Annotated in this window: 28 protein-coding genes; 1 reads left to right on the forward strand and 27 read right to left on the reverse strand. The window is 42.7% G+C overall.

The annotated features are described in order from the left end of the window. Positions 1-29: 29 nt before the first annotated feature. From ACFOGI_RS01475 to prsW, 27 genes are all read right to left on the reverse strand, one after another. Complete coding sequence (locus tag ACFOGI_RS01475) at positions 30-1,295, reverse strand: tetratricopeptide repeat protein (protein ID WP_390267323.1); 1,266 nt, start codon at positions 1,293-1,295, stop codon at positions 30-32. 146 nt (positions 1,296-1,441) lie between these two features. Further along, positions 1,442-2,731: a 3-phosphoshikimate 1-carboxyvinyltransferase gene (gene aroA, locus ACFOGI_RS01480; protein ID WP_390267326.1), complete on the reverse strand. Its 1,290-nt coding sequence runs from the start codon at positions 2,729-2,731 to the stop codon at positions 1,442-1,444. Positions 2,732-2,756: 25 nt separating this feature from the next. After that, entirely contained in the window at positions 2,757-3,854 is a 1,098-nt protein-coding gene (locus ACFOGI_RS01485) for a prephenate dehydrogenase (RefSeq protein ID WP_390267329.1), read from the reverse strand. A 55-nt stretch (positions 3,855-3,909) separates the two neighbouring features. Beyond that, entirely contained in the window at positions 3,910-4,275 is a 366-nt protein-coding gene (aroH, locus tag ACFOGI_RS01490; RefSeq protein ID WP_390267332.1) for a chorismate mutase, read from the reverse strand. Positions 4,276-4,281: 6 nt separating this feature from the next. Then, on the reverse strand, positions 4,282-5,349 hold the full coding sequence (gene aroB / locus ACFOGI_RS01495) for a 3-dehydroquinate synthase (protein ID WP_390267335.1): 1,068 nt from the start codon (positions 5,347-5,349) through the stop codon (positions 4,282-4,284). 1 nt (position 5,350) lies between these two features. Then, positions 5,351-6,520, reverse strand: coding sequence for a chorismate synthase (gene aroC / locus ACFOGI_RS01500; RefSeq protein ID WP_390267338.1), 1,170 nt, complete (start codon positions 6,518-6,520; stop codon positions 5,351-5,353). 242 nt (positions 6,521-6,762) lie between these two features. Then, positions 6,763-7,209 carry a nucleoside-diphosphate kinase gene (ndk, locus tag ACFOGI_RS01505; RefSeq protein ID WP_390267341.1) on the reverse strand — a complete coding sequence of 149 codons (447 nt, stop codon included), beginning with the start codon at positions 7,207-7,209 and terminating at the stop codon, positions 6,763-6,765. 74 nt (positions 7,210-7,283) lie between these two features. Further along, positions 7,284-8,255 (reverse strand): heptaprenyl diphosphate synthase component II, encoded by a 972-nt coding sequence (gene hepT / locus ACFOGI_RS01510; RefSeq protein WP_390267344.1) that lies wholly within the window; start codon positions 8,253-8,255, stop codon positions 7,284-7,286. 27 nt (positions 8,256-8,282) lie between these two features. After that, positions 8,283-8,987: a demethylmenaquinone methyltransferase gene (locus tag ACFOGI_RS01515; RefSeq protein WP_390267347.1), complete on the reverse strand. Its 705-nt coding sequence runs from the start codon at positions 8,985-8,987 to the stop codon at positions 8,283-8,285. 16 nt (positions 8,988-9,003) lie between these two features. Next, a complete protein-coding gene (locus tag ACFOGI_RS01520; protein WP_390267350.1) occupies positions 9,004-9,774 on the reverse strand; it encodes a heptaprenyl diphosphate synthase component 1 in 771 nt (256 codons plus the stop codon). Between the two features lie 128 nt (positions 9,775-9,902). After that, positions 9,903-10,124: a trp RNA-binding attenuation protein MtrB gene (gene mtrB / locus ACFOGI_RS01525; RefSeq protein ID WP_390267353.1), complete on the reverse strand. Its 222-nt coding sequence runs from the start codon at positions 10,122-10,124 to the stop codon at positions 9,903-9,905. A 116-nt stretch (positions 10,125-10,240) separates the two neighbouring features. Further along, on the reverse strand, positions 10,241-10,513 hold the full coding sequence (locus tag ACFOGI_RS01530) for an HU family DNA-binding protein (RefSeq protein WP_390267356.1): 273 nt from the start codon (positions 10,511-10,513) through the stop codon (positions 10,241-10,243). Positions 10,514-10,881: 368 nt separating this feature from the next. Beyond that, entirely contained in the window at positions 10,882-12,360 is a 1,479-nt protein-coding gene (spoIVA, locus tag ACFOGI_RS01535; RefSeq protein WP_390267359.1) for a stage IV sporulation protein A, read from the reverse strand. A gap of 180 nt (positions 12,361-12,540) precedes the next feature. Beyond that, positions 12,541-13,275: a hypothetical protein gene (locus ACFOGI_RS01540; protein ID WP_390267362.1), complete on the reverse strand. Its 735-nt coding sequence runs from the start codon at positions 13,273-13,275 to the stop codon at positions 12,541-12,543. Positions 13,276-13,294: 19 nt separating this feature from the next. Further along, positions 13,295-13,489 (reverse strand): DUF2768 domain-containing protein, encoded by a 195-nt coding sequence (locus ACFOGI_RS01545; protein ID WP_390267365.1) that lies wholly within the window; start codon positions 13,487-13,489, stop codon positions 13,295-13,297. A 273-nt stretch (positions 13,490-13,762) separates the two neighbouring features. Then, complete coding sequence (locus ACFOGI_RS01550) at positions 13,763-14,023, reverse strand: stage VI sporulation protein F (RefSeq protein WP_390267368.1); 261 nt, start codon at positions 14,021-14,023, stop codon at positions 13,763-13,765. Positions 14,024-14,082: 59 nt separating this feature from the next. Continuing rightward, positions 14,083-15,120, reverse strand: a complete 1,038-nt coding sequence (locus ACFOGI_RS01555) for an NAD(P)H-dependent glycerol-3-phosphate dehydrogenase (RefSeq protein ID WP_390267371.1) — start codon at positions 15,118-15,120, stop codon at positions 14,083-14,085. A 13-nt stretch (positions 15,121-15,133) separates the two neighbouring features. Next, positions 15,134-16,444, reverse strand: coding sequence for a ribosome biogenesis GTPase Der (der, locus tag ACFOGI_RS01560; RefSeq protein ID WP_390267374.1), 1,311 nt, complete (start codon positions 16,442-16,444; stop codon positions 15,134-15,136). An 83-nt stretch (positions 16,445-16,527) separates the two neighbouring features. Then, positions 16,528-16,713, reverse strand: a complete 186-nt coding sequence (locus ACFOGI_RS01565) for a capping complex subunit for YIEGIA (RefSeq protein WP_390267377.1) — start codon at positions 16,711-16,713, stop codon at positions 16,528-16,530. Beyond that, positions 16,710-17,606, reverse strand: coding sequence for a YIEGIA family protein (locus ACFOGI_RS01570; protein ID WP_390267380.1), 897 nt, complete (start codon positions 17,604-17,606; stop codon positions 16,710-16,712). The genes ACFOGI_RS01565 and ACFOGI_RS01570 overlap by 4 nt, the downstream gene beginning before the upstream one ends. Then, positions 17,603-18,208, reverse strand: a complete 606-nt coding sequence (locus tag ACFOGI_RS01575; protein WP_449366608.1) for a YphA family membrane protein — start codon at positions 18,206-18,208, stop codon at positions 17,603-17,605. The genes ACFOGI_RS01570 and ACFOGI_RS01575 overlap by 4 nt, the downstream gene beginning before the upstream one ends. Before the next feature lie 158 nt (positions 18,209-18,366). Then, positions 18,367-19,500, reverse strand: a complete 1,134-nt coding sequence (gene rpsA / locus ACFOGI_RS01580; protein WP_390267386.1) for a 30S ribosomal protein S1 — start codon at positions 19,498-19,500, stop codon at positions 18,367-18,369. 116 nt (positions 19,501-19,616) lie between these two features. Further along, positions 19,617-20,201, reverse strand: coding sequence for a lysophospholipid acyltransferase family protein (locus tag ACFOGI_RS01585; protein WP_390267389.1), 585 nt, complete (start codon positions 20,199-20,201; stop codon positions 19,617-19,619). Between the two features lie 17 nt (positions 20,202-20,218). After that, positions 20,219-20,908 carry a (d)CMP kinase gene (gene cmk / locus ACFOGI_RS01590; protein WP_390267392.1) on the reverse strand — a complete coding sequence of 230 codons (690 nt, stop codon included), beginning with the start codon at positions 20,906-20,908 and terminating at the stop codon, positions 20,219-20,221. Positions 20,909-21,164: 256 nt separating this feature from the next. After that, positions 21,165-22,508: a germination protein YpeB gene (ypeB, locus tag ACFOGI_RS01595; protein ID WP_390267395.1), complete on the reverse strand. Its 1,344-nt coding sequence runs from the start codon at positions 22,506-22,508 to the stop codon at positions 21,165-21,167. Between the two features lie 15 nt (positions 22,509-22,523). After that, positions 22,524-23,351: a spore cortex-lytic enzyme gene (sleB, locus tag ACFOGI_RS01600; protein ID WP_390267398.1), complete on the reverse strand. Its 828-nt coding sequence runs from the start codon at positions 23,349-23,351 to the stop codon at positions 22,524-22,526. 216 nt (positions 23,352-23,567) lie between these two features. Continuing rightward, entirely contained in the window at positions 23,568-24,236 is a 669-nt protein-coding gene (gene prsW / locus ACFOGI_RS01605; RefSeq protein WP_390267401.1) for a glutamic-type intramembrane protease PrsW, read from the reverse strand. An 87-nt stretch (positions 24,237-24,323) separates the two neighbouring features. Between prsW and ACFOGI_RS01610 the strand changes: the two genes are divergently transcribed. Then, entirely contained in the window at positions 24,324-25,292 is a 969-nt protein-coding gene (locus ACFOGI_RS01610; protein WP_390267404.1) for an asparaginase, read from the forward strand. Positions 25,293-25,319: the final 27 nt, after the last annotated feature.

Below are 25,319 nucleotides of genomic sequence, written 5' to 3' on the forward strand. Positions count from 1 at the left end.
CTAATATAGAACGTTTCTCCTTTGAGCGTTTAAAGGCCGTCGTTTTCCATTTTCAACCGGTTGAGGAATTCTTCAATGTCTGTATCCGAAGGCTGATCAAGTAAATAGGCTTCAAAAACAGGTATCGCAGCATCCATCCTCCCTTCCTCTGTCAGGAAATAGCCGTATTCCTTCAGAAAATCGCTATCTTCTTTTAATCCATTGTATGCAGTGTTATATGCATTTAATGCATCTTCATATAATTCCTCTTCATTGTAAGCTCTGGCGAGTTCCCAATCGTATAAAGAATCATCTGCACCAGTCTCTTTCAGCTGTGTAATTAGATCAATAATTTTTGCAGACTCATTGGAGGTCTTGAACATTTTAATAAGGAAAAGAATAGCTTCTTTATAATCAGGATCCAAAGCTATTGCTTCCCTGATCAATGATTCACTCTCTTCCTCTTTTTCCAGCTGATGTGCCAGTACCCCGGCGAGATAGAACAATTCCTTATTGAACTCGTCTACCTCGAGTCCTTTCTTGGCTGTATCATATCCCTCTCTTGGCATTCCATCTTCTTCATACACTTTAGCCAGCTGATAATAGACCACATGATAGTATGGATCAATCTTTACAACATGCTCCCACGCTTTGATCGCTATATCCGAACGCCCGGCCTGTTTTGCGGTAAAGCCATATTTGAATAATGTGTCAGGGTGTTCACTCTCAATATCTTGATAGAATTGAAGTGCCTCTTCATAATCGCCTGACGCCGCATGTGCTTCAGCAAGCCGGTCATTAATCGAAATGTTTGCCAGTTCCTTTGCTTTTGGAAGAATCTTTTCATAGTAAGTAATAGCTTTGCGGTATTCCCCGATAGAAAATAGCAGTTCAGCCAATGCTAAATCTACTACAGGCTCATTCGGTTCGAATTGTTTGGCTGTCAGCAGTTTCTGCTCCGCCACTTCAAACAAACCCTGGGCCTGATAAAGATCTGCCAGTTGGATTAATGTCTGCACATAAGCTTCATCGTCTTCGCTCACTTCATTAAGCAGATTAATGGCAGCTTCATCATTATCCAATTCCACATATATGTCAGCAAGCATCACTTTCAATTCACTTTCCTCAGGATACTGCTGTAATAAATCACTAAGTATTTGACTTGCTTCTTCCAGGAAGCCCCACTGATTATATAACTCGGCAATCGTGAATTTCTCTTCTTCATCTGCTTTTGGCAGATAATCTTCCAATAACTCGATGGCTTTTTCGGTTTGATTGCTCTCAACTAGTTTTACTGCTTTCATGATGGTGTCCATGACGAACATCCTCTCTTGCCTATCCAACTGGATATAGATAATATGATATTTCTAATCATACCTAAATGCTGCTGCATGTTCAAATAAAGAGAAACACGGAAACTTCAGCGGAAAAATAGAGGAGTCTGCAAAGTGCAGACTCCTGACTAGTTGATCACACTATTTAGATCTTCAAAGAAATTTGGATAAGAAATCGCTATAGAAGAGTCATCATCTATCGTCACTTCTTCTTCCGAGATAAGCGATGCAATGGCACCCATCATTGCTATTCGATGGTCGTTATAGGCGGAAACCTCTCCACCGGTAATCTTTGCTCTTCCTTTGATAACCATCCCATCTTCGGTAGCTTCAATATCAGCACCTAAACTAGACAAAACTTCAGTCACTGCTGCGATTCTATCCGTTTCTTTCACCCGAAGCTCTTCCGCATCTTTAATGACAGTAGTACCCTCTGCCTGTGTTGCCAATAGAGCAATTATAGGGATCTCATCAATTAACCGGGGAATGATATCCCCTTTAATTTTAACCCCTTGGAGTTCTGTGTGTTTCACGGTCAGATCTCCTATCATCTCACCGCCTACCTCTTTCTGATTGCTTACTTCCATATCGGCACCCATTTTTTTCAACACATCAAGAATACCTGTCCTTGTCCCGTTCAGGCCGACATTTTTCAATACCACTTGACTTTCAGGAACAATAGCAGCTGCTGCAATAAAAAACGCAGCAGATGAAATATCGCCGGGCACATATATGTTCGTTGCCTTCAATGCTTTTCGGCCGGTAATCTCAGTTGTATTGCCGTCTGTAGTGATGTCTGCTTGAAAGGCCTTCAACATGTTTTCCGTATGGTTCCTAGTCTGGGTTAGTTCCCTTACCTTGGTAACTCCATCTGCTAATAAACCGGCAAATAATACGGCTGATTTAACTTGCGCACTTTTGACGGGCAATGTGTAATCAATGCTCTGCAGCCTTGTTCCTCTAATGGAGAGCGGAAGTTTACTCCCTTTTTCTCTTCCATCAATAATGGCCCCCATATCTCTCAGAGGATTCACCACCCTGTCCATTGGTCTTTTGGACAAAGACGGATCACCCCAGGATGCAGTGAAAAAAGGAAGTCCTGCTAGCAAACCGATCATCAGACGAGAGGTGGTTCCTGAATTGCCAAAATATAATGGTTGATCGGGCTCTTCCAACGCAGCTATTCCTTTGCCATCAATGATCAACGAGTCCCCCTCCCTTTTAATGTTTACCCCCATCGTTTGAAAAGCATGGACGGTCCGCATACAATCTTCCCCATCCAAAAAATGAGTCACTTTTGTAACCCCTTCTGCAAGCGAACCGAATATTACGGCACGATGGGATATGGATTTGTCACCAGGCACTTCAATGGTACCCTTCAATGGATTCGGACTAGGTGATAAGACAAGTTTGCTCATTTTTTCACTTCCTCTGCCAATTTAGTTATTGAATCACGACTTCATACCCATTTCTTCCGAGAAGCTGATAACTCTTTTTCTGTAACTCCTCCGATGGGAGGCTCAATAGTAGGGCACCGGTAATTCCCTCACGGATCTCCAGGATTTGTATATTTTTAATACTGATTTCTTCCCCAGCTAGCAGCTGGACCACTGAAGCAAGAGCGCCGGGTCTGTCCTGGATATCAACATACAGATCATAGAAAGCTGGTATGGCCCCTTTCTCTGATTTTTCCAGTCCATCCCTGTATGTTTTTGCCTGTTCAAGATATGTAATCATCTGCTCTTTATGATTTTGTTCTACTAACTCTTTCAAGTGAGACATTTCTTTGATCCACTCGTCAAGCAGTTGGGACATCTTTGATTGGTTGTGGTAAAAGATATCCTGCCACATTTTAGGGTTGCTAGATGCAATCCTGGTGATATCCCGAAAACCGCCTGCTGCCAAATTCGGAAGAAACGAGTGGGTATCTGCCCACTTTTTCGCCTGCTGAACGAGAGAAGATGCGATTAAATGGGGGAAATGCGACACAACTCCAGTCATTTCATCATGCTCACTCGGCTGTAAGGTGATGAAATTGCTCTTTGTTCCTTCCAACACATGCTTCAGCTCTTCCACTTTATCCCCTTTGCACCCTGATGCAGGAGTGAGTACATAAATCGCATTCTCAAATAAATGCTCCTTAGCTGCTTCGATTCCCTTCTTATGCGAACCTGCCATAGGATGACCACCAATGAAGGTAATACTCTTGTTTGTAAGTTTGTTCGCCTCTTCTAGTATAGATCCTTTCACTGAGGCAACATCGGAGACAATAATACCTTCCTGTAATGGCAAGTTGTCCAGTTTTTTCATTAATTCGATTGTTTCAGAAATCGGGGCAGCCAAAATAATAATATCCGATTCCTGTGCTGCTTCTTCAAAGCTGGTTGCTGCCTCATCAATTATTCCATTTTCCACTGCATATGTAAGGGTGGCTTCGCTTACATCATAACCGATCAGTCTATGGTTCCCAGATGCTTTGATGCTCTTGGCGAGCGACCCTCCGATCAATCCTAACCCTGAAATTAATATGATACGTTCCACTCCGAAAACTCCTTGCCTAGTTGATATGGACTATTCTGAAATTGATTGGTTAGTATTATCTACCAGCCAAATCGGGACGTAACTTAACAGCGTCCTTATGGAACACATGCTGAATTTCTTTTTGCCCTTTGGATGTGTTGACCACCATCATTACCCGTATGCAGAAAGCGAGACCTTGCTGCACGTCCATCTCCCTCATACACATGACTGGTACATATGTCCATCCTTCTAGGCTTCTTAAAGCTTTAGCCGGGAAGACAGCATTGACATCTTCTGTGGCTGATATAAAAACATGAGAAATATCATCTGGTTGCACACCATTGTTCTCTATCATTTCTTCAATCAGATTTTTGGTATTTTCCAGTATTTCTTCTTGAGTATTTTTGTTAACCGTCGTGGCACCTCGTATACCCCTAGTCATTATGTATCACACCAGCTTTCTCTTAAAGGTTGTTAAGTAGTCGGTAAGCAATTCTTCATTTATTTCTTTTGTCGTTACATTGCCCGGGCTCTGCAGCAAGATCATTTGGATCCTGCTTCCGATGTTCTTTTTATCCGATTTCATCCGTCTGATTAATGCTTCTGGTGCAGCCCCGCTGATATTCAAAGGGTAGCCATTAAGATGGAGCCACCCCAAAAGCTGCTGATACGGCAAGTTTATGCCATATTCTTTCTCACTCACATATAACGCGAATAATATGCCAATGGCCACAGCCTCTCCATGAGCGATCCTTCCATAACCGGCTTCTGCTTCCAATGCATGGCCGAGCGTATGGCCCAGATTGAGGTATTTCCTTATCCCCGCTTCTTTTTCATCTTGCTCGACGATAGATGCTTTAATATGAATGCCATTATACAGATGTTCAATCAACTGGCTGCTGTTAATATCATTCAATTGTATATCCAATAGTTGTTGCAGGAACTGGTCATCTCCAATGAACGCTTCCTTCACCAATTCAGCATATCCTGAACGGACTTGTTTGGCATCCAGCGATTCAAGTGTCTGCACATCATAGATCACGGCCTTTGGGGGATAGAAATTGCCTATCAAGTTTTTGCCGAGATGGTGGTTGACTGCAACTTTTCCTCCAACACTGCTATCATGGGCAAGTATGGTGGTAGGAATTTGTACATAGTCTACCCCCCTCATGTAAGTGGCTGCTACAAACCCAGCGAGGTCACCAATCACCCCTCCGCCCAGTGCAATGATTAATGAATGCCGGTCCAATCCGTATTCGATGGCTTTTGTGTGTACCTCATAGAATTGCTCGATATTCTTAGAAGCTTCTCCAGCGGGCACCAGTGTATGGAATATGTGGGGATGATTGATCCCTGACATAATATCTTCCAGATAAAGCTCCCCCACCGTTGTATCCGAGATAATCAAAATGGAAGAATAATCTTCTTTCAGCAAACGTCCTACTTGGAACCGCAGATTCTCACCAACATATACAGGGTATGCGTGCGAATCTGCATTAACTTTCATTTCTCTCATGTTAAAAACACCTGATTTCTTCCCGATAGTCTTCAATGGCCTTCTGCAATTTAGGAAATTGATCGTGCGGAAATTGTTCCAAAATTGCTTTAGCCAGTTCAAATGCCACCACATGTTCCATCACTACGGATGCAGCTGGCACAGCGCAGGCATCGGACCTTTCCACCGTTGCCTTGAATGGTTCTTTGGAATCGATATCTACACTCTGCAATGGTTTAAGCATCAAGGTAGGAATCGGCTTCATCACTCCTCTGACAACGATTGGCATGCCAGTGGTCATTCCGCCTTCAAAGCCGCCAAGGCGATTGGAAGTTCGGTAGTAGCCTTTTTCTTCTTCCCATGCAATTTCATCATGAACTTTGCTGCCGTTCATTCTGGCTGCTTCAAATCCAATGCCGAATTCTACACCTTTATAAGCATTGATGCTTACTACACTGCCGGCAATCCTGCTGTCCAGTTTACGGTCATAATGGACATAAGAACCGATTCCGGCGGGCATTCCTTCTACATATACCTCGGTAACACCACCGATAGAGTCTCCTTCTTTCTTCGCAGCATCAATAGCATCCATCATTTCTTGCTCAACATTTTTATCCAGCACCCGAACTGGTGATTCCTCAGAAGCTTGCTGCTTTTCCTCCATTGTCAGTGAATGCATTTCTTCTGCTCTGATTCCTGCGATCTCTTTGACAAACCCGCATACTTCTATTCCAAGTTGTTTAAGAAGGTTCTTCGCTACAGCACCTGCTGCTACTCTGGCTGCAGTCTCCCTTGCTGAAGATCTTTCCAGCACATTGCGCATGTCCCTATGTCCATACTTTAAAGCGCCGTTCAAATCTGCATGACCGGGTCTAGGCTTGGTAACTACCCGTCTCATCGCTGAATCATCTTCCAATGGGTCTTCGCCCATAATATCTGTCCAATGTTTAAAATCATCATTATGTATAACCAAAGAAATAGGTGAACCAAGTGTATAGCCATGACGAACACCACTCGTAATCTCTGCCAGATCCTTTTCAATCTGCATCCTTTTCCCCCGTCCATGACCTTTCTGCCGACGGATCAGAGAATGGTTGATATCTTCCTTCAATAGAGGCATTCTGGCTGGCAACCCCTCGATAATAGTAGTAAGTTGTTTTCCATGCGATTCTCCTGCAGTTAAATAGCGCACTGAATGATTCTCCTTTTCACAATTAATTTTTCTCATAACTATAACATATTTATTACTAGTTTTGGTGAAAACTTTTGAAAAAATTGATTAATCAACATTTATACCATTTATCTACCCGCTATATAGAATCACGGGCCTTGATTTCGACAACAGGTCTACTAGTCTGATATCATTCCGAAAAACGCAAACATGGTCCATTGCAGAACGAATAACCCCCTCTGCCGAAGCAGAGGGGGTTATGGTTAATAAATCCAGTTACTATCATGTTTAGAATAAGAGATAATCTCTTCGTTATCAAAGAAAAGGGCGATCTCCCTTTCCGCGCTTTCCGCTGAATCAGATCCATGGATGATATTTTTTCCGACAGTCAAACCATAATCCCCACGTACAGTACCAGACGCTGCCTCTTTAGGATTGGTCTTTCCCATCATGGAACGGGCTGTCAGAATGACATCTTCCCCTTCCCATACCATAGCAAGAACAGGTCCTGATGTGATGAAGTCGACAAGTTCCCCGAAGAATGGTTTATCTTTATGCTCTCCGTAATGCTTCTCTGCAAGTTCATCAGAAATTGTCATCAATTTCGCTCCAGCCAATTTAAACCCCTTCGCTTCAAACCTTGCAATGATTGGACCGATCAAATTACGCTGTACTCCATCTGGCTTAATCATCAAAAAAGTCTTTTCCATTCTCGCACCCCACATACTATGTATTTTTGTAACCGATAACATTCTATCAAACTTTACAAAAAATAACAATTATTCTACGAGCGTCTTTTTCCAATGTATTTAGCAATGTCTTCGAGCGTGCGCTTAGCTTTGTTATCAGGGAGGTTACTGACAGATTTCAAGGCCTTTTGCAGATATATTTCACTTAACTGGTAAGATCTTTCTACGGCGTCCGACCGTTTCAAGGAAACAATCAGATTGTTCATGTCTTCCTTGTCCACATTACTTGGGTTATGGAAGGTTTTTTGCAACAATTGGCGGAAATCGGCATTTTCCATGGCGAACAATACTGGGAGTGTGATGTTTCCCTGAAGCAAGTCATTTCCTACCGGCTTGCCCAATTCCTCTTCTGTAGAAGTAAAATCCAGAATATCATCGATGATCTGATAGGACATTCCGATATAATAACCGTATTGATACAGCTTCTTTGCTTCCTGTTCGTGCAATCCGCTTACAAGCCCGCCAAGCTCACAACTGGTTGCTATTAACAAGGCCGTTTTCCGCTTGATTCTCCTCAAATAATTCCGGAGATTTTGGTTCCAATTATACTTGTCCTTGATCTGTTCTATTTCTCCGACACTTACTTCTACAATCGTTTTCGCAAGAAGGCGATGGACATTCGGCTGCTTGATGGATGTTATTTCTTCCAAAGCCCGGGCCAGTATATAATCACCTGTATACATCGCTACCCGGTTATCGTAAAGGCTTTTTATCGTAGGTTCTCCCCTTCTTAACGATGCATCATCTATTACATCGTCGTGGACCAGGGTAGCCATATGGATCAGCTCCAAGGCCACAGCGACCTTTCTCACTCTTTCCAGATCATAGTTTCCCATCTGCCCTGCCAGAACAACAAAGACAGGACGGATTCTCTTCCCTCCTGCTTTCAATAAATGTGTCGACGTATCTCGAAGTACAGGGTGCTCTGCCTGTATGACATTATTCAAAGATTCTTCCACCATAGCCAGGTCTTTTTTTAGATATCCATAAATTTTAGCTATTTTCATCTGTGTCACCTTATTTTACAACCAATATTATTTGATTCCCATATGCATAGCAGCTACCCCGCCTGTGTAGCTTTTAACTTGTACTGTTGAAAACCCTGCATCAAGGAACATTTGTTTCAGCTTATTTTTATCAGGAAAGTTTCTAGCAGATTCATTAAGCCATGCGTACTCTTTATAGCTTTTTGCCATCAGTCTTCCTATTACCGGCATTATGAAGCGAAAATAGAAATAATATAACTGCCGGTAGCCAATCAACGTAGGCTGGGAAGTCTCCAGGCATACGGCAAGACCTCCAGGTTTCACAACACGCCTCATCTCTTTCAGAACAGTCATATAGTCAGGTACGTTACGAAGTCCGAAACCAATAGTAACATAATCAAACGAGTCATCTTCAAACGGCAGTTCCATAGCGTTGCCATGGACAAGTTCAACTTGCTCTAGCGAGGAACTCTCTTTTTTCTCTTTTGCTACTGACAACATATTACGGCTGAAATCAAGCCCGACAACTTTTCCTTCCGTTCCTACTGACTCAGCTAGAGATATAGTCCAATCCCCCGTGCCACAGCAAACATCCAGAGCCTTCCCACCTTCTTTGACTTTCATCCTTTTCATTACGTCTTTACGCCATGCCTTATGCCTCTGAAAGGAAATGATGGAATTCATGGAATCATATTTAGAATATATCTTTTCAAACACATTGTGTACACGTTCTTCTTTAGATTGTCCTGGCATGTTTTACCGTCCTCCACTATCGAGCTTCATTATAATTATGTTGGCGTATTACTGAATGTAGGTATTCTCTATAAAGCCGATGCGATTCAGGTATCTTCCCTACCAATATTTCCAGCTGCCGGAGGTTTTCTCTGACGACTGCTTTAGCATTGCTTACAAAGTAAGATCCTGAAACACTGGCAGCCTGTTCCATCCAAACATCTGAAAAGGAGAGTTCTCCTGATTCCGGCTTATGCGTTTGTCTGATCAATTTATTGGTCACCAGCCATTTCCCAGCCACCTCTGGCGGAAAGGAATCACCAAGAAATTGGGCGACATGCTGTAATAGCAGAAATTCCATTTCTTCCCTCATATCCATGAGGTCCTGAAATGTTCCTATACTGCTTTGGTAAATTTTCATCTTTATCTCATTAATTTCTTTAATTGCTGAAGCAAGGATATGTATAAACTCAAAATCGTCTATTTCGGATAAGAGGAGGTAATATAATCCACTATAATAATCACCTGCCAACACTTTCAGCTGATTGGCAATGCTCCACCTTTCCCCTTGACTATGGGCTGGTACAGTGTCATGGGTATCCAACGCAGTCTGAGCAAGCATCGCAGTAACGATATACCGCTGCTTTTGTTGATCTGACACATCAGAGTGATTGATGATAGTTGTCAAAATTGTAAGTTTTTCATCGTCAATGACGGGCTTGGGTATATATTTATCCAGAAAGACGTGCTGGATCTTTTTCTCTATCTGTGCCTTATAAGACCGTATGTCTATACTAGATGTTTCCAAATCAAATCACCTGAGCCCTTTCATCTATTCCGTAATCGCTGATGTTATTATAGCATAAGTTCACAGGGTATCGATAACAAAGATTCAAAGACAAGGAAGAGCAGAGCATAGACATACAGCCATCCGCTCTAGTTTTCCACTTCCCCATGGCTTGTTTGGATAATTGCCTTTCCCCTTACTTTCACCGCAGAAGTATGCTCTGTAAATTGGGCAATCATCACCTCATCTTTATCCAGCTTTTCGGAATGATGGAATTTGGTGTTACTGCCTCTAGTAAGCCCGATTACATTCACGCCGTCTTCAAGCGCTTTGATTACAAAGAAATCAGATTTTTCGTTTGAATGCTCCATGGTATGGTAAGCCTCCTGTAACCATTTACTTTAAATATCGTCCATTTCCACCTCTATGTCAATAACAGCATAAAAAAAGGGCGCGCATACGCACCCCTTTTCAAGCCCTATGTAGATTATTTTACGCTGTCCTTAAGGGCTTTGCCTGGTTTGAAAGCAGGAACTTTGCTTGCAGGAATTTCGATTTCTTCTCCTGTTTGCGGATTGCGGCCTTTACGAGCTGAACGCTCACGTACTTCAAAGTTACCAAACCCGATTAATTGTACTTTTTCACCGTTTTTAAGGGAATCCATGACAGAGTCGAAAACTGCATCTACTGCTTTAGTAGCCTCTTTCTTGGAAATGTCGCTTTTTTCGGCTACAGCATTTACTAAGTCTGTTTTGTTCATGACATTCACCTCCTCCCAATACTTCAATCGACTACTTTGGAACAAATAGCTGGTTACCAACATTTGTTTACCAATTTGTCAGCTTTTATACTAAGTTATCACCTAACTCATTAGATGACAAGGCTTATCTTAACTGAGATTACAGCAAAATTCAACAATAACTACCCATTTTTGCCATATTTATTAAAAATGGAAGGAACCCTTATCCCTTAGCCGACATTTTTATTGAAAATTCAATGAAAACTTGTCCTGTCAAGCCCTGTGAAATCTTCCTCTATTTCCATTGTCCCCGCCCCTCCAAATACCAAATTTTATCGGGAATTATGGAACCAAGTGATTATCAAACAAAAAAGCAGCTGAATCAGCTGCTATAGGATAATTGCTATCATTCCACCCGACCCCTCATTTATGATTCGCTCGAGTGTATCTTTCAGTTTATATCGTGCATTTTCAGGCATCAACGAGATCTTGCCTTGGATGCCTTCCCTGACAATCGAACTTAATGACCTTCCGAAAATATCAGATTCCCATATCGATAAAGGATCTTCTTCAAAGTCCTGCATTAAATAACGTACAAGTTCTTCACTCTGCTTCTCTGTTCCTATTATCGGAGAGAATTCTGATTCCACTTCCACCTTGATCATATGGATAGAAGGAGCCACCGCTTTCAGTTTCACACCAAAACGTGATCCCTGCCGAATAATTTCCGGTTCATCCAGTATCATATCTTCCAAGGAAGGAGCAGCTATTCCATAGCCAGTCTGTTTTACCATCTGTAATGCCCCTGAAACCTGATCGTACTCTCTTTTTGCGTGGGCAAAGTTCTGCATTAGTTCCAGAAGATGGTCTTTCCCCCGGATCTCTTCTCCAACAATTTCTTTCAATACCTGGTCATATAGATAATCTGGTGCATGCAGATCAATCTCTGCAACTCCTTCTCCCATCTCCATCCCCGCAATGTTCGCTTGGTCAATGTAGTCGTATTCTGAAAAGTCAGTGACAATCTGGTCGACATCCCGAAGTCTTCTTATATTTTTTACGGTTGTTTGAATAGCGTCTTGATAATTGCGGCGCAGCCAATGGTTTTCCTTTAGAACCATCACCCAGCTTGGTAGATTTACATTTACTTCCAATACAGGGAACTCATAAAGCGCTTCCCTCAGTACTCGGTAGACATCATGCTCTGTCATGGATTCTATACTGACAGCCACCACTGGAATATCATATTTCTCTGATAGATCTTGCCTTAGCAGCTCTGTTTCATGTGTACCGGGGTGAAGTGTATTCACAATCATGATGAACGGCTTGCCTACTTCTTTCAATTCATCTACTACTTTTGCCTCTGCCTGAAGGAAATCATCCCTTGGGATGTCTCCAATACTGCCGTCGGTGGTGACCACTACTCCAATGGTGGAATGCTCTTGTATGACTTTCCTAGTGCCGATCTCGGCAGCATCATGGAATGGAATTGGATCTTCATACCATGGAGTATGGACCATTCGTGGCCCGTTTTCATCTTCAAAACCTTTCGCGCTCTCCACAGCATATCCTACACAGTCAACTAGGCGTACATTGACATCCAAAGCATCTTCTACATTCACAGACACGGCTTGGTTAGGTATGAACTTTGGTTCTGTCGTCATAATCGTCTTGCCTGCAGCACTTTGTGGAAGCTCATCATGAGCCCTTGCACGCTCACTTTCCTCTTCAATATTTGGCAACACAACGAGTTCCATGAACTTTTTGATGAACGTCGACTTACCCGTCCGGACAGCCCCCACTATACCCAGATAGATATCTCCATTTGTCCGCTTGGAAATATCTTTGAAAATATCAATTTTTTCCAAAAGATCCCCTCCCGATCCTCGTGCGATTGATATAAATAACCTGCGAATATTTGACATTACAATTCTATGATGTTGTCCTACCCTATTATGACTTCATTATGATGGAATAAAGAATAAATACAGGGCAGAAATAAAAACCCTTGAAACAGTATATGTCTCAAGGGATGCTTTATGCAGGCATTATTCATTTGTTTCCTGAGTTAGAAAGACTGGTTCACCGTCCTGCAATGTATATGGGAGGGAATAGGCAGGGACGAAAGGAGTGTTTTCCGCGAGAAGATAACGAATATCATCACCCTCCTCGTAACTATGGTCATATTCCTCCAAGGCATTGTTCAGATCAATCCGATAGTCAATATATAAATGTCCCTCCACATCCATGACAATAGGAAGGTTTTCTCCCGAGAATGGGCTAACGACTGTAGGGGCAGCATCGAAGCCTAATGCTTCATGGTCCAAAGTATAGATGCCTTCGGAAATTTCTCTGCCATATGGCGGGTAAATATGTTCGTTCCTATAGCCGTTCAATTGTACGTTTACATTCCGGATCGCTTCGGTATTCCTAAGGTCAATCAGCCTCACTTTTGGATCATCTTCGGGTGTAATGATGCTGTATTGATAATACCCTCCGCTTTCATATGCATTTGGTGGTATCTCTGATAGAATATTGGCTTCTTTTAAGGCTGTAAAATCAATCAAATATTTTTGGAAGATCGGTGTATCGTTGTCTTTCGTCTTAATAGGCAGCAGTCCACCTTCCTCTTCGCGGAAATCTTCAATGGCTGACTGTACCATTTCAAGCTGTTGTTCGTTGGGCTGGTTGTTTTTAGAACGTTCACTATCCGGGTATAGACAGCCGCTCAACAGCAGAACAAATACTCCAGCAATAATGGCTCTAATGTATGTATGCTTCAACCAGATAGCCTCCTCTCGTTCACATTGTTGGTCCGCTGAATACTATAAAGAAGATAATCAAGGCACCTGTAATGAACAGGATGTAAGCTGCTGCAGCAATAATGAAGGATAGTATTCCCTTCAATTTATGACGACTCCACAAAATCAGGCCCATTGCGATGATCAAGAATGCCATCCCCGCAAAAGAGACCCACATTTTATCCATAGCACTCATATGTTTTCACTCCACTCCTGACTGATAAACTAGTATAACAAATGATATTATATCATAATCATACTAGCAGCGCAGAATGAGAATTACATTGCTGGGCACCTGCACACCGCCCCTCGCCTGAGGAGAAGCAAGTAAAAAAATCCGGAATGGAGGGGGCTTTGCTCCATTCCGGCTTGACTAAATAATATCCGCAGCAACTCTATTCAAGAATGCTTGTGCGATTTATCTTATGCATGTAGCTGCATGATTGCATCGTCACTTGCCCAAACAAGTTTATTTTTTAAACAGCTGATTTAGGGTGTTCATGTCTGCTGGCATTTTATTTTTGGTGATGGCTTCCACTATGCGATCTTCTTTTTCCTTAGATAGTGGTTTATTAGCCATCCTAGCCAACTGGCGAACAAGGCCTCTGACTGTTCTCTCATCGGAAAAATCAGCATGCTTTACCGAATCAGCTACTTTATAAACGTCATTCGGATCTATATTAGCACTTTGCTGTAACTTGTCGAATAGACCTTTTTGAAATTGATCCACAATCCTTCCTCCTTGCTTAGTTACTTCAACATATTATATGCAAGGGGGAAGATTACGTGTTAACAGGAATAGCGTTCCATCAGCTGTTTTGCCAAGTCATCCATTTCTTCCCGTTTGGTGCGGTTCATTAATTGCTCAACGACATCCTTAGGGGTCTTTTCCTCAAATAGAATTTGATATAGCCCCGAAGTGATCGGCATCTCTACATTCTGATCAATAGCAAACTGATGGGCTGCTTTCACAGTCCGTACTCCTTCCACGACCATTCCCATTTCATCCAAGACATCATCCAGGCGATTTCCTTTGCCTAATAAGTTCCCAGCTCTCCAATTCCGGCTATGGGTACTAGTACATGTTACGATCAGATCGCCTACACCAGAGAGCCCAAGAAAGCTCAGCGGGTTTGCCCCCATTGATGTACCAAGACGGGAAATTTCAGCGAGTCCTCTAGTAATCAATGCTGCCTTGGCATTATCTCCATACCCTAGCCCATCCGAAATACCGGCTCCAAGAGCAATGATGTTTTTCAGGGCTCCGCCAAATTCGATTCCCAACAGATCTGTGCTGGTATACACACGGAAAGACTCGTTTATGAACAAGTCCTGTATCAACCTGGCCTCTTCCTCATTAAGAGATGCTACTGTCACGGTTGTAGGTTGCCTCATTGCTACTTCCTCAGCATGACTTGGACCAGAGAGCACTACGATATCCTCGTACGTGCATTGCCGCATCTCTTCACTGATCATTTGAGAAACCCTTTTCAGTGTGACAGGCTCGATGCCTTTTGACGCATGAACAATACTCGTTTTTCTATCTACCACGTCATCAAGTTTTCTGCAGACTTCTCTGATTGCTTTGGTAGGAACGACAATGACTACCGCATCCGTCCCTCTGACAGCTTCCCCCATATCCTCATAAGCTCTAATTTCTGGAGGAAGAGCTGCATCCAGATAACGGTCATTCCTGTTCGATTCATTAATCGTTTGTACCTGTTCCGGGCGGTGGGACCAGAGCCTCACTTCATGTCCATTGTCTGCCAGGACAATACTTAATGCTGTCCCCCAGCTGCCAGCACCCAATACCGCTACTTTAGCCATTAGCCTCTCTCCCTTATTGTCTTCTTCTAGCAAAAATTCTGATCGGCGTTCCAACAAAGCCAAATGCATCTCTGATCTTATTTTCAAGGAACCTTCTGTAAGAAAAATGCATTAAATCCGGATCATTGACGAAGACCACGAACGTTGGTGGCTTGACAGCAACTTGGGTGGCATACAAAACCTTCAGCCGTCTTCCTTTTACTGTCGGAGTCGGGTTCATGGCCAGTGCATCCATAATGACGTCATTCAGTACATTAGTAGAAATCCGCTTGGAGTGATTTTCACTGGCAGAAGTGATCGCTGGGATCAGTGTATGCAATCTTTTCTTGGTTTTGGCAGAAAGAAATACAATCGGAGCATAATCCAAGTATTGGAAATGTGCACGAACGTTGGTTTCAAACTCTTTCATCGTTTTTTCGCCAGCGTTGACGGTATCCCACTTATTGACAACGATGACCACCGCTCTGCCAGCTTCATGTGCATACCCTGCAATTTTTTTATCCTGTTCTCTAATTCCTGTCTCAGCATCAATAAGGACCAATACGACATCGGAGCGTTCGATCGCCCTTAGGGCCCGCAGGACACTGTATTTTTCTGTTGCTTCATATACTTTCCCGCGCTTTCTCATCCCCGCCGTATCAATAATGACGAAATCTTGATCGCCTTTTGTCAGACGAGTGTCTACAGCATCCCTTGTCGTTCCCTCTATTTCACTGACTATGACACGTTCTTCATTTAACATGGCATTCACAAGGGAGGACTTTCCGACATTGGGGCGGCCGATCAGACTGAAGTAAATAGTCTCCTCATCGTCCTCTTCTTCATCGAGTTGAGGGAAATGTCGGACAACGTCATCCAACATGTCACCAAGGCCTAAACCATGTGAGCCGGAGATTGGAAAAGGTTCTCCAAATCCCAGAGAATAGTACTCGTAAATATTTTCACGCATCTCCGGGTTATCCATTTTATTGACAGCTAGTACAACCGGTTTATTTGACTTGTAAAGGAGTTTGGCTACCTCTTCATCTGCTGCAGTGATTCCTTCTCTGCCATTCAAGAGAAAAATGATGACATCTGCCTCATCTATGGCAATCTCAGCCTGCTGCCGCATCTGTACCAGCAATGGTTCATCCCCGATTTCGATCCCGCCTGTATCAATAAGGTTGAAGGTGTGATTCAACCATTCCGCCTGGGAGTAAATTCGGTCGCGGGTAACACCTGGTATATCTTCTACAATGGAGATCCGCTCTCCGACCAATCTATTGAATATCGTCGATTTTCCAACGTTGGGTCTTCCGACAATGGCTACTACTGATTTCCTCATGAAAGGAACATCCTTTCTCTCTACGATCTATATAGGCTAACTTTATTTATTCTAGCAAAAGTAGAAGATATTAACAATTTATTTTAATGCTTTACAATAATGAACAATTCATCACTGAGAGCATGCGCAATTCCATCGGTGATTGCTTCAAGATTGGCAGCGACCGATTCAAGTTCCTTTTTATCATGACAAACAAAAATAGGTGCTCCACCTGCAATCTTTGATTGATTGGTGGTAATCACTGCCAAAACTGCTTTTTCCAGCATCATTTGGTTTTCCCCTTCCTTTGATGGGTGTTAGAGTCAGAGGGCATACGGATTGCATTTTCCAGTACCGGTACGGCTCCGATGATTTCTTTAGCTTTCTCCACATCCCTGACCTGTGGGAGGATAAATACGCCGATACGCCCATCATCCAGGTCGCGTTTTATCAACGGGGCTAACGCCGGGGTACCGGAATCACGAAAAACACCGAGTGAAACAGATACATCGTGGAGGATTGCCTGCCGTTGCCCAAGGTTCGCAATAGTGGACACAGAATTCATGTTATTCGGTGTCAATACAAACCCCATCCCATACTTCAAAATTTCCTCCTGCCTCTCAGGCAGACCGATATTCATAATATAGATATTGTCTACATAGAGGCCTGCCCCTTCGAAATGAAGCTCATGGTAGTCAATCTTCACAATATCTTTGATTGTAGACCCGCTCATCAGCATCCTTCCTGCCAATATCGATAAAAAGGCGCCGGCAAATGCTGCATACACATTCCACACCAGGAAAAACAATGTACCAATAAAGGCTGTGAGGATCACCAGATAATTCCTGCTTTCAAACGAAATTGCGATACCTTCTATGTATGTTTTTCCCCTTGATACAAGTTCGAAATCATCTACTTCTGTCAACGTGTTCCTTTCCATATTCCGCACATCCCTGAACTGTGTAGCAGCGACTGTCAACAATGTAACAGCGGTAAACTCTTTTTCCATCACTGCAGGGACTGCCATTGCGCCCAAGGCAGCTGCAATGAATCCAAGCGAAACATGGATGATTTTCCCATGGAGATATGTTGGGTATTGCCGATAGTCCGTTCGAAGCATCAATATTCTCGATAAAGTTCCTGCAATGATTCCGAATAGAATCGGCAGTAGATATTCGTTCATTTTGCCACCTCAATATTTTGTTTAGTCTGCAGTGATGCATATAATTTAGCCCTGCCCACCTTGAGCAAGTGAATGCTGGTAAGGATCATTAAGGAAAATAGCAGGACATCCAGAAACCCCTTTTCCCCTATGTTCATCTGCATACCATAGCCAGCCATGGTCACATGGTAGAGTACCTCACCGAAAGACGTTCCTAATAAACAGACACCAATTTGGCTGTAGAAGTTTTTAACCATGAACAATATAAGCAGTGTAAGGAAAAAAGAGAATATTACATAACGGGGCAGAATAAACCATACAGGAGTGATCTGCTCCCAATAACGGACTGCTGAATAGCCAATCATTAAAGTGAATGCAGAAAATAAATGATAAAACAGGTACCTGCTCCTGCAAAGTAGCCAAATAGCACCAACAATCACCAGGAGTGATGCAACCGAAAAGGAAAAGTACGGAAGGCGTACCGTCCATTCTGCCGAGACAATACACAGCAGTGACCAAGCTCCCAAGCAGGTCCTTTTTCTACCCTTGTCCATAAAAAAAGTGATCAACGTCCATAAAATCCATACCATCCAATAAAAGATTAATCCATCCAACCTTATCACCTTCCTTTATGCAGTATTGCAGAAACCTGAACCCTTTATACTTGGTTGTCGGAACATCCAAAGAGGGAGAATGGCCTCCCAGTCCCCAAACAGAAAGTGGGATAGTATATATCATAAAAAAAAGCCCTTTCCAGTGGAAAGAGCCAATTACATTTCAATTACTTTTTATATTTGTCTAGACTGTCTCCGAGTAGATCACCAAGCTGAAAACCAGTTTGTTCGTCATCTTTCTCGTACTGCTTGTAGTCTTTCGCTGCTTCCTCTTCTTCTAATTCTCTGATACTTAATGAAATGCGTTCTTCTTGTTCATTTACATCTAGAACTTTGACGTTAACTTGTTGTCCGACTTCCAATACTTCTTGAGGTGTTCCAATATGCCTGTTGGCAATTTGTGATATATGAACAAGCCCTTCCACTCCAGGCTGCACTTCCACAAACGCACCAAAATTAACTAGACGTTTGACAGTACCTTCAAGTACATCTCCGGAAGAAATCTTCTCACCAATATTTGACCAAGGTCCTGGAAGTGTATTTTTATGGGAAAGAGAAATTCTTTCATTGTCCAGATCGACGGAAAGCACTTCCACCTTGATTTTATCTCCCTCCGAAACTACATCAGATGCATTTTCGACATGTTCATGGGCCAGCTGGGAAATATGGACAAGTCCATCTACACCGCCAAGGTCAACGAATACCCCAAAGCTTGTCAGACGTTGTACGGTACCTTCCAATACTTGGCCTTCTTCCAAGGATTGAAGGACCTCATGCTTCTGGGCTTCCGCCTCTTCTTCTACAACGGCACGATGGGAGAGGATCACTCGGTTTTGTTCTTTATTGAGATCAGCAATTTTAACGGTCAGTGTTTTATTTTTATAGTCGGAAAAGTCGTCCACGTAATACGTTTCTACCAAGGAAGCTGGGATGAAGCCGCGTACTCCTACATCAACAACCAATCCGCCATTGACGATTTCCTTCACTTCCGTCTCGAAAATTTCGCCGCTCTCAAATTTCTCTTCAAGGTCTTTCCAAGCATCATCGGCGTCTACAGCCTTTTTGGACAGGATGATATCATCATCATCCACCTTTTTCACTTTCAGGGTCAGCGTATCTCCCTCTTGTACTACATCGCTTGTCTGCTCTACATGCAGACTGGATAACTCACTGATCGGGACGATTCCTTCTGTCTTATAGCCGATATCTACAAGGACCTGCTTTTCTTCCACTTTCACCACAGTTCCTGTAATTGTGTCCCCGACATTCAGTTCAGTTACTTCATTGTTTATTTCGCTCATATACCATGCCCTCCTAAATACAGTTCAAATCTCCATGACCATCATTTGATCACTAAGATAAAAATCCCCTTTTTTATAACTTCTAATAATTACAATAATTTGTCAAGTAAAGTAGTTCATGGGGAATGATTTTCCTTAAGGAATTTAATTTCTTCCATTATGGCGTCAGCAGCTTCTTGAGCGGACGCTTTGGAATTCCTCAACTTCTCCATATCCATCGGTTTTCCATATACCACCTTCAGCCTTTTCCCAGGCTGATAAGGTCCGATAATCGCACACGGAACAATTGTTGCTTTAGATCGTAAAGCAAAAAATCCCGCACCGGCAAGCGGTCTGCCAAGCTCACCTGTTTTACTCCTTGTCCCTTCTGGGAATAAGCCAAGCGTGTAGCCCTCTTCTAAGATTTCCAACCCTCTTCTCAATGCATTTCTATCCTTCATGCCCCGTTTTACAGGGAATGCATGTATCTTCAATAATAATTTACCCAAAAAACGTTTTTCAAACAATTCCCCTTTGGCCATGAAGTATATATCTCTCGGTGAGGTGATCCCTACTACGGGAGGATCAAAATTAGATGTGTGATTGGAACAAATGATGACGGGACCTTCCTTTGGTATATTCTCTTTCCCGATTATCTTGATTCTAAAAACAGGAAATAGTATAACTGCCACCAAATTTTTTGCAAATGTATATAAACTCATCTCCATCCCCCCTTTCTTCATCTACCCTGTCGGGTAATAGCTTGGGATGCCTCGTCTAGAATCCTCTCAGCTACCTGTTCGATGGTCAGTGATGTAGTATCTATCTCTTTAGCATCAGCGGCTTTTAATAATGGCGAGGCTTCCCTCTCAGAATCAATCTGATCTCTTTGAGCTATTTCTTCCTTCAATTCATCCATACTGGAGGTGAAGCCTTTCTTCAAGTTCTCTTCATACCTACGTTTCGCTCTCTCTTCAACGGTAGCAACCAAGAAGATTTTCACCTCGGCTTCCGGCAGTACATGGGTACCGATATCCCTGCCATCCATGACTACCCCGCGATCGGACGCCAGCTCCTGTTGTCTTCTGACCATTTCTTGTCTGATTTTTCTATGCTTGGCAACATAAGAAACATGGTTGGTCACTTCATTGGTTCGTATGTCCAAGGTTACGTCCCGATCATCAAGCATAACAATCTGACCATTCACACTCTGCTCCAACGTAATCGCCGTTCCGCCAAGCAGCTCCACAAGCCCGTTTTCATCCTCCAGATCCACTCTTTCAATAAGGGCTTTCATTGTCAGGGCACGGTACATTGCACCTGTATCTATGTATATATATCCGAGCTTTTCAGCCACCATTTTTGCAACCGTACTTTTCCCGGCTGCAGCTGGACCATCTATTGCTATCGCTATTTCTCTCTGGTTCATTGCTTTGCTTCATTCCTCTCACTGTCTAAAAAATTTATGAACTGCATGTAAAAAACTTGGCGTCTTTTTGCCAAGTTTTTATTGCCAATGCTCCCAATAAATAATAACATACCTGCCAGGAAATAGTATAATTTCTACTTCATGTGCTAGGAATGTCAACGGCAGTACGCTTATCTGTCACGTCAAATCCTTGTATCCATACAGGAACTCTCACATGGAAGAAGAGGGAAGAGAGAAGGGCATGCTGCCTTCTCTCTTAGTTTAGTGCGTAATTAAGCTCCTTGCCATCCAATTTTTCCACTTTTTCTTCACTGCCATCCATTGCATTGATAAATATCCGATAGGTCTCTTGATCCAACACACCAAGGAACTCGTAGGTCAAAACCTCTTCTCCAAGGTCATTATCAATGACTGCCAAGAACTCTTCCTGAATATCCACTCCAGGGTTAACTTCTGCTTTTGCCTCATCCATCGAAATCTCCGGTTCTTTCAATTCCCTGTCTGTATGGTTCATAAAGTAATTCCGAGAGCTCAATCCCACAATATCACCGTTATCCAAAGCAACTTTGATTTCCACTGTATCCGGGTAAATTCTCACATCGTTCTCCGTATAAATGAAAGAATAAACACCAATGTTATTATATTCGCTGCTTTGTACAGCCGTCATATTTTCAAAATCGAACTGCTCGATATATGATTTAGCCTTTTCCATGCCTTCATGCAGACTCAATTTCTTCTCCTTTATGGGCCGGTCAACTAGAACAGTTATCGGATAGCCGCCCTGTACAGACATATCCATATAGGCATTTTTCTCTTCATTTTGGTAGGAGAGACTGTACATTGGTATATCAGCACCGTCACCGCTGCGGGTGATGGTCATATTTTCTTGATTGTCTGTCGCAAATATATCCCTTCCTTTTCTTAATGCTTTTTCTTCATTCACTTCTTGCCCATTGATGGATTTGTATTCATGTTCTTCAGCCGATACACCGGTAATAGCCGTACTGTTCCCGTTACTTTCCGAATATTCCCCTGCAGCATTATCCACCGTTTTCAGTCCATCAATAATCGTATTATCCATCGGCTCCTCTTCACTGGCCAAAGCCATCTCCACATCCATCCACCTGAGGTTATTCTCCAGCGCTGTATGCTGTACCTGCCTTAATTCATTTTTGATTTCACCTGACTGCTGATATAAATCCTTTAGCAGCTTGGTTTCTTCTTCTGATAGTGGGTCATTTTCCAAATCCCTTACAGCTGTTCGATAAGTGAAATCTCCAATGTCTGATAGAAACTCTTCTGTTTTATTGAATGGAAGTAATCCAAGTGGAAGTTGTCCTACATCGGACAATGCCTCCGAGGTAAGCCTCCAAATATCCACTAATTGCGGAGACAGCTTGGTTGGGGAGTTCATGGCTACAGCCGTACCGATTTCATCGTTAAGCAGGTCCATCCGATAAGTAAGTTCATGAAATGCACGCTGATAGTTGTTTTCAGCCTGGATCAGTATTGCATTTTTTTCTTGATGCTCCTGATATCCCCAAAATGCTGTACCGGCAATCCCTACCGTTAATACAGCTATGATAACCCATCTAATCATTTTGCTTCCACCTTTCTACTTACAGAAAATATGCTTTCCTATTTTTTTGATTTGTGGCCTGGTCCAAATCCATCCGGAAGTTGCTGTATCAGGGTTAAAATAATATTCCGCATTACCGGAAGGGTCCCACCCATTGATCGCATCAAGTACCGCCTCTTTCGCCCTTTCATTAGGGGTGAGCCAAATCTGTCCATCTGCAACTGCGGTAAATGCTCTAGGTTCAAAAATTACGCCGGAAACCGTATTTGGAAAAGTAGAACTCTCTACTCGGTTTAAAATAACGGCGGCAACGGCAACCTGCCCTTCATAAGGTTCGCCTCGCGCTTCCCCATATACAGCATTAGCCATCAATTGTATATCATTCTGTGAATACCCCTGAGGGACATTGACAGCTGCTGTGTCAGCACCACCTTGGCCTTCTTGAGTTTCATGCTCGACATTACCGTCCGTCTGCTGTGATTGGTTCTCTGTACCTCCATAATGAGTGAACTTTCTTCCTTGGTTTATCTGCTCCTTTACATAGGCTTCATTATACTCACTTGCGGATGTAAGCTTTTCTTTCGTCGTTGGCCCTGCTAGTCCGTCTATTTCCATTCCGAATTCATATTGGAAATTACGGAGAGCCCAATAAGTTCCCCAGCCAAATACTCCATCAATCTGTCCATTATAAAAACCTAAATACTGCAATCTTGCTTGCAGTTCAATCACATCATCTCCTACTGCTCCCTGCTGAATCACCTGTTCACTGAAGGCATTTGCCTCTTTCGTTGGAAATACGGTTTGCAAACCTATGAAGGTTAAGCATAGAAGTATGCTGAAAATGGCCAGCTTCTTATAGGTCATAGTGAATCCTCCTGCGTTAGCATTTTGTTCTGATATCTATTTTTTGGATATTCTTCTTTTTTATTCACAACACATGAAATACCAATATAGAAAATTTCTTGCCTAACTATTGTTCAGGGTGTCAAGAGAGAGGATTATTTACGTACCTTAGAGGTTTCTTCGCCCACTTCTTCCATCATCCACTCTCTTATATTTGCGTAAAAAAATCAGCCGGCATTATAAATGCCGGCTGACATGTGTCACAGATATCGGAGCGTTAGCAGACTTCACCCTTCTTAGCGCCAAAAACCATAAAACCATCATGAAAGGAATGAGCAATATCAACCAATTGTTCGTCGCTGTATCCAAGATATAGTTATAAGTACCATGCAGCAAAATCGGGAGCAGAAGTGCCAACAATATATTCCCCTTTTCCTTCCTGCCCAACACTTTCGCTAGGCCTAGATGGTAGCCCATAATGACCCCGAACAAAGCATGGGAGGAGACTGGGAAAACTGCTCGTATCACTGCATACTCAAGTCCGTTGGTAATGAGATATAAAATGTTCTCCACCGATGCAAACCCCAGACTGATGGCAACACCATAAACGATTCCGTCATAGTGCTGGTCGAACTCCGAATGATGGTAAATCGTATAGATGAATATGAACCATTTGAAAAACTCTTCGAAGAATGCAACAAACAAAAAAGATTCAATAACACTATTATTGCTTATCGCCTCTGATTGCAGCACATACTGGATGAACATGATGGGAAAAACTAGAAGTGCTCCATACACAAAGGTCCTTATAATCAGATGAAGCGGCTCGGTAAAGCGGTCCTTCAAATAGAAAAAAGACATCAAAGCCATCGCGGGGGCCAACCCGGCAGAAAATATAGCAAACATTCTACAAACCTCTTTCCAAGCAAGTTTTATTTATCGTATCATTAGAATGGAATAAAGAAAATAGACACATAGAAAATGGTGATAAGAATGAAAGACATCTTAATGATCCATACGGGTGGCACCATCTCCATGCTGGAGAATAAGGAAACAGGCGAGGTTAACAGTACGGGCGAACATCCATTGACAGATATTGCCGGCCATTTCCGGCATACTGCCAATATCCATGAAAAAATCGCGTTAAATCTACCTTCTCCGCAGATGACCCCACACCATATGCTTCAACTGGCCAAAACGGTGAAGGAAAATTACTCTAACCATGATGGGGTGGTAATTACGCACGGAACCGATACACTGGAGGAAACCGCTTATTTCCTGGATTTGGTTCTAGGTACCGAGAAGCCGGTAATACTAACTGGAGCGATGAGATCGAGCAATGAAATTGGATCGGACGCATTATATAATTTGATCAGCGCTGTACGCGTAGCTGCAGACCACAGAGCCGGTGGAAAAGGTGTACTTGTAGTGATGAATGATGAGATCCATACGGCAGCCAATGTCACCAAAACATCTACTAGCAATGTTGCTACATTCCAGAGTCCTCAGCAAGGCCCTATTGGCAGTATTACAAAAGAAACGGTTCTATTTCACCATCCGGTGTTTCCGCGAAAAACCAAGTCTGTCGGAAAAATATCAAAAAAAGTTTTTCTTCTAAAGGCTTATGCAGGAATGAGTAGAGATATATTTGAAGCTTTGTTGCATACAGATATAGATGGCTTGGTCATTGAAGCTTTCGGACAGGGAAATCTTCCTAAGGAAACAGTTGAGCCACTAGCAAAACTACTGGATAAAGGAATACCGGTTGTATTGGTCTCCCGCAGCTACCAAGGAGTGGTTCAACCAACATATGGTTATCGGGGAGGCGGAAAAGAGCTGTATAAAATGGGTGTCATTTTCTCTAATGGTCTGACAGGCCCAAAGGCAAGAATTAAACTTCTAATCGAATTGGAGAAGACCTCAAACTTTTCCGTACTACAGGAATCATTCAAGGAGCAATAGAAAGAGACAGCCGTACGGCTGTCTCTT

The organism is Virgibacillus xinjiangensis, from assembly GCF_042643145.1.
GTDB classification, from domain to species: Bacteria; Bacillota; Bacilli; order Bacillales; family Amphibacillaceae; genus Virgibacillus_O; species Virgibacillus_O xinjiangensis.

Bases quoted from the DNA above. Each gene is read 5' to 3' on its own strand.
- ACFOGI_RS01585 (WP_390267389.1), bottom strand. From the start codon at position 20,201: ATGAGTTTATATACATTTGCAAAAAATTTGGTGGCAGTTATACTATTT.
- aroB (WP_390267335.1), bottom strand. From the start codon at position 5,349: ATGAGAGAAATGAAAGTTAATGCAGATTCGCACGCATACCCTGTATAT.
- aroH (WP_390267332.1), bottom strand. From the start codon at position 4,275: ATGACTAGGGGTATACGAGGTGCCACGACGGTTAACAAAAATACTCAA.
- aroA (WP_390267326.1), bottom strand. From the start codon at position 2,731: ATGAGCAAACTTGTCTTATCACCTAGTCCGAATCCATTGAAGGGTACC.
- ACFOGI_RS01515 (WP_390267347.1), bottom strand. From the start codon at position 8,987: ATGCCAGGACAATCTAAAGAAGAACGTGTACACAATGTGTTTGAAAAG.
- mtrB (WP_390267353.1), bottom strand. From the start codon at position 10,124: ATGGAGCATTCAAACGAAAAATCTGATTTCTTTGTAATCAAAGCGCTT.
- prsW (WP_390267401.1), bottom strand. From the start codon at position 24,236: ATGTTTGCTATATTTTCTGCCGGGTTGGCCCCCGCGATGGCTTTGATG.
- cmk (WP_390267392.1), bottom strand. From the start codon at position 20,908: ATGAACCAGAGAGAAATAGCGATAGCAATAGATGGTCCAGCTGCAGCC.
- ypeB (WP_390267395.1), bottom strand. From the start codon at position 22,508: ATGATTAGATGGGTTATCATAGCTGTATTAACGGTAGGGATTGCCGGT.
- ACFOGI_RS01555 (WP_390267371.1), bottom strand. From the start codon at position 15,120: ATGGCTAAAGTAGCGGTATTGGGTGCTGGCAGCTGGGGGACAGCATTA.
- ACFOGI_RS01475 (WP_390267323.1), bottom strand. From the start codon at position 1,295: ATGGACACCATCATGAAAGCAGTAAAACTAGTTGAGAGCAATCAAACC.
- ACFOGI_RS01565 (WP_390267377.1), bottom strand. From the start codon at position 16,713: ATGATGCTGGAAAAAGCAGTTTTGGCAGTGATTACCACCAATCAATCA.
- ACFOGI_RS01530 (WP_390267356.1), bottom strand. From the start codon at position 10,513: ATGAACAAAACAGACTTAGTAAATGCTGTAGCCGAAAAAAGCGACATT.
- ndk (WP_390267341.1), bottom strand. From the start codon at position 7,209: ATGGAAAAGACTTTTTTGATGATTAAGCCAGATGGAGTACAGCGTAAT.
- rpsA (WP_390267386.1), bottom strand. From the start codon at position 19,500: ATGAGCGAAATAAACAATGAAGTAACTGAACTGAATGTCGGGGACACA.
- ACFOGI_RS01545 (WP_390267365.1), bottom strand. From the start codon at position 13,489: ATGAGTGCTATGGATAAAATGTGGGTCTCTTTTGCGGGGATGGCATTC.
- der (WP_390267374.1), bottom strand. From the start codon at position 16,444: ATGAGGAAATCAGTAGTAGCCATTGTCGGAAGACCCAACGTTGGAAAA.
- sleB (WP_390267398.1), bottom strand. From the start codon at position 23,351: ATGACCTATAAGAAGCTGGCCATTTTCAGCATACTTCTATGCTTAACC.
- ACFOGI_RS01610 (WP_390267404.1), top strand. From the start codon at position 24,324: ATGAAAGACATCTTAATGATCCATACGGGTGGCACCATCTCCATGCTG.
- hepT (WP_390267344.1), bottom strand. From the start codon at position 8,255: ATGAAAATAGCTAAAATTTATGGATATCTAAAAAAAGACCTGGCTATG.
- ACFOGI_RS01570 (WP_390267380.1), bottom strand. From the start codon at position 17,606: ATGAACGAATATCTACTGCCGATTCTATTCGGAATCATTGCAGGAACT.